A 3,923-nucleotide genomic window follows, 5' to 3' on the forward strand; every position below is an offset into this window, starting at 1 on the left:
CACCGCCGAGAGCGGCACGTGCGACGTCACCCGGGCGTTCCACAGCCCGTCGAGAATGTTGAACTCGCTGGCCGGCCCGGCCACGCCGAGAATGCCGGCCGTGTAGCCGATCTCGTCGTCATAGGCCTGATGGGCGAGCTTCATGGCGGCCTTGTTGAACGGCGTGAAGCACACCGCGTCCGCGCGGCCGCTCTTGGCCAGTTCCAGGCACGTCCGGTAGTTCTCGAGGGCAAAGCGCCCACCGGCCGCGCTGGCCACTCCAGGCCGGATGTCAGCCGGGTCAAGATGGCCGAGATCGCGCAACAGCGGCCGCTCGCCCGCCGGGGCGGGCGCGTCCGGGCCGGTCACGGCCATGTCGAGTTCGATGCCAGCCTGCTGCGCGGCCCGGGCCAGGACCCGTGCGTCCCCGACAACCAGGAGGGACGCCGCCGCCCTCACCTCCGGGTCCGCCACCATCCTGGCGGCGAGCTCCGGCCCGATCCCGGCCGGATCGCCGATCGCGAGGGCAATGGTGGGTCTCGGGCTGCTTGCCATATCGGCCCACGCTGTCCCGTTGGAAGCGGGGCATGGTTCGTGAGGGCTCGGCCACAGTCAAGACCGCCGCGCCGGATCGGCCCCTGCGCCGTGGCGCGGGCGCCCGGTCAGGACCTCCCGGCCGCGCCGGCGCTCGGAAAGAAGAGCTGCTCGCCGCCGATCCGGTATTCGGAGACGGCCCCCTGCCCCTCGGGCGAGACGAGCCAGTCGACAAAGGCCTGGCCGTCCCGGGCTTTCACATGCGGGTGCCTGGCCGGATTCACCAGCATCACGCCATAGGGATTGAACAGGCGCCGATCGCCTTCGACCAGGATCGCGAGCTCGCCCCGGTTCTTGAAGGACAGCCAGGTGCCCCGGTCCGCCAACAGGTAGGCGTTGGTGGCCGAGGCCGTGTTGAGGGCCGGGCCCATCCCCTGGCCGATCTCGCGGTACCACTCGCCCCGGATCGCCGCGAGATCGAGGCCCGCCTCGGCCCAGGAGCGCAACTCCGCCCCATGCGTGCCGGACCGGTCGCCACGGGACACGAAGGGCGCCCGGGCAGCCGCGATCCGCCGCAGGGCCTCCAGCACGTCCGCGCCGCGCGCCCGGGCCGGGTCGTCGCGCGGCCCGATCACCACGAAGTCGTTGTACATCACGTCCTGCCGGCCGGTGGCGAAGCCCTCCCGGACAAAGCTTTCCTCGGCCGCCCGGTCGTGCACGAAGACCACGTCGGCATCGCCCCGGCGGCCGACATCCAGCGCCTGACCGGTGCCGAGGGCCACCACCTTCACGGCGATTCCGGTCCGGGCCGTGAACCGCGGCAACAGGTGCCCGAACAGCCCGGATTGCTCGGTCGAGGTGGTGGACGCGACCGTGATGCTGCGGTCGCCCTCCGCCGCGGCCGGCGCGGCGAGGAGGGCGGCCGCGCAGGCGGCCAGGATCAGGACGCGGCGGCGCAGGACATCCACGGCAGCTCTCCGGCAAGGTAGGCCCGGGCCTCGGGCGAGCGGGGTTGGGCGAGGATGCGGGCGGCAGGGCCGTGCTCGACGGCACGCCCCGCCGCGAGGACGAGGACGTCCTCCGCCAAACGCCCGACCTGACCGAGATTGTGGGAGACCAGGATGACCTTGGCCCCGCCGCGCGACAGGTCCAGGACGAGGGCTTCGATCTCCTCCGTGGCGGCCGGATCGAGATGCGCCGTGGGTTCGTCCAAGAGCAGCAGATCGGGCTCGGTGACGGCGGCGCGGGCGAGCGCCAGGCGCTGCTGCTCCCCGCCCGAGAGCTTGCGGGCGGCGTCCCTGGCGCGGCTAAGGAGCCCGACCCGGCGCAGCGCCTCGGCCACCCTGTCCCGCATCTCGGCCCGGCCGAGCCGCGCGCCGGCGAGCGCCAGCGCCACGTTATCCGCGACGCTGGACCGGATCAGGCCCGGCTTCTGAAACACGAAGGCGCGCCGGATTTCCGCGCCGGGCCGCGAGCCGAAGCGCACTCGGCCCGAATCCGGCACGAGCAGGCCGTCGATCACCCGCAGGGTCACGCTCTTGCCGGCGCCGTTCGGCCCGATCACGGCCGTGATGCCCGCTGATCCGATGCTGGCCGAGAGTCCATCCAGGACGGCGCGGCCGTCCGCCCGCAGGGAAACGCCCTCGATCCGGATCGGCAGGGCCGGGCTCACCCGTAGACCCGCATGGCGTGGTGGCGCAGCAGGGACGCGGCCGCATTCACGGCGAGCACGATGCCGATCAGGACGAGGCCGAGCGCCAGGGCCAGGGGCAGATCGCCCTTTTGCGTTTCGAGCGAGATCGCCGTGGTCATGGTGCGGGTATGGCCGGCCACGTTGCCGCCCACGACGAGAACGGCCCCGACCTCCGACACGGCCCGGCCGAAGGCGGCCAGCAGCACCACGGCGAGGGAGAAGCGGGCATCGAATGCGAGCGCGCGGGCGCGCCGCCACCGGCCGAGCCGCATGGAGCGAAGCTGCTCGCCGAGTTCCCGGTCGGCATCCTCGACCACCTGTCGGGTCAGGGCCGCGATCAGCGGTGTCACGAGGATGGTCTGGGCGATCACCATGGCGGTCGGCGTGAACAGAAGGCCGGCGGCGCCAAGCGGCCCGGACCGCGACAGCAGCAGGTACACGACCAGTCCCACCACAACGGCCGGCAGGCCCATCAGCCCGTTCAGGACGGCCACCAGGACGCCGCGGCCGGGCATGCGGGAGATGGCGAGCAGCGCCCCGAGCGGCACGCCGACCAGGGTGCCGCAGGCCACGGCCAGCAGGCTGACCCGAAGCGACAGCCCTGCAATGGCCAGGACGTCACCGTCCAGACGGAGGACCAGCCGCAAGGCGGCGCTGAGGGCGTCCCACATGGAGCCAAGTGAGGCACTTCCGGTTGCAACTTCAATATGAAATGATCTGCATATGACGGATTCTGCGCTGTGGCTGGACGGGAATCTGGAACTCGGCCGCGACCGGCTGTCCGTGCGGCAGACCGGCCTGTTCCTGGAGGCCCTCGCGCAGGAGCCCTCGCTGCGGGCGGCAGCCGACCGGATCGGCATCTCCTACCGGTCGGCCTGGGATCGCCTCGCCCGGCTCGAAGCGGCCTTCGGTCGCCCCCTGGTGGTCAAGACCAAAGGCCACGGCACGTCGTTGAACGCGGCCGGGGAGGCCCTGCGGGCCGCGCTCGACGAGGCCCAGAGCCGGCTCGGCAAGTCCCTGGCCGAGGACGGGGAGCGGCTGCGCCTGCGCGTCGCCGCTCTCGTCACGGCGCAGCGGCCGCCGACCTGCCGCATGGCGCTGAGCCACGACCCGGTGCTGGTCGACCTGCTGGCCGGCATGCCGGATGTGGAGGCGGCCGTGGTGGGAAGCGAGGAGGCGCTCCGCCGCCTGCGCGCCGGGGACGCCGATCTGGCCGGGTTCCATCTCGGTCCGGGTGCCGGTGGGCGGAACCGCGATGAGGCCGTGCTGCGTGATCCCGCGCTCCACATTGTCGCGCTGTTCCGGCGGCAACAAGGGCTTCTGGTCGCGCCCGGGAACCCGCTCGGCATCGGCTCGGTGCGCGATCTGGGCCGCCCGGGGCTGCGCTTCGTGAACCGGCAAAGGGGCTCGGGAACCCGCGGCTGGACGGACCACCTGCTCGCGGAAGCAGGTGTCGACCCGGCATCGGTGCGCGGTTACGGCAACGAGGAATTCACCCACGCCGCCGTCGCCGCCATGGTGGCGGCCGGCATGGCCGATGCCGGAATGGGCGTCAGGGTGGCGGCGGAACGCTTCGGCCTGGGCTTCGTGGCCCAGGGCGAGGAGGTGTATCGCCTCGCGGCGCGCCGTGGCGAGGTGCCGGCCGCGGCGGCCGAGATCCTGGCCCGGCTGCAGCCCGCCCGCGAAGACGCGGGCTAGGCGGGCGCGCGCTCGCCGC

At 72.9% G+C, this 3,923-nt stretch carries 5 protein-coding genes; 1 reads left to right on the forward strand and 4 read right to left on the reverse strand.

Features of this window, described 5'->3' with window-relative positions; all coding sequences use genetic code 11:
* The 4 genes from JWR86_RS13315 to JWR86_RS13330 all read right to left on the reverse strand — a co-directional run.
* The coding region (locus JWR86_RS13315) for a 4-hydroxythreonine-4-phosphate dehydrogenase PdxA (protein ID WP_299566379.1) at window positions 1–534 on the reverse strand (534 nt) is incomplete at its 3' end.
* A gap of 107 nt (window positions 535–641) precedes the next feature.
* Window positions 642–1,481 carry an extracellular solute-binding protein gene (locus JWR86_RS13320; RefSeq protein WP_299566383.1) on the reverse strand — a complete coding sequence of 280 codons (840 nt, stop codon included), beginning with the start codon at window positions 1,479–1,481 and terminating at the stop codon, window positions 642–644.
* Window positions 1,454–2,185, reverse strand: a complete 732-nt coding sequence (locus JWR86_RS13325; RefSeq protein WP_299566386.1) for an ATP-binding cassette domain-containing protein — start codon at window positions 2,183–2,185, stop codon at window positions 1,454–1,456. Before JWR86_RS13325 ends, JWR86_RS13320 begins: the two co-directional genes overlap by 28 nt.
* Entirely contained in the window at window positions 2,182–2,877 is a 696-nt protein-coding gene (locus JWR86_RS13330; protein ID WP_299566389.1) for an ABC transporter permease, read from the reverse strand. Before JWR86_RS13330 ends, JWR86_RS13325 begins: the two co-directional genes overlap by 4 nt.
* Window positions 2,878–2,929: 52 nt before the next feature.
* Between JWR86_RS13330 and JWR86_RS13335 the strand changes: the two genes are divergently transcribed.
* Window positions 2,930–3,904, forward strand: coding sequence for a substrate-binding domain-containing protein (locus JWR86_RS13335; RefSeq protein ID WP_299566392.1), 975 nt, complete (start codon window positions 2,930–2,932; stop codon window positions 3,902–3,904).
* The last annotated feature ends 19 nt before the right edge of the window (window positions 3,905–3,923 follow it).

It is taken from the genome of Enterovirga sp. (assembly GCF_028290205.1).
Lineage (GTDB): Bacteria > Pseudomonadota > Alphaproteobacteria > Rhizobiales > Beijerinckiaceae > Enterovirga.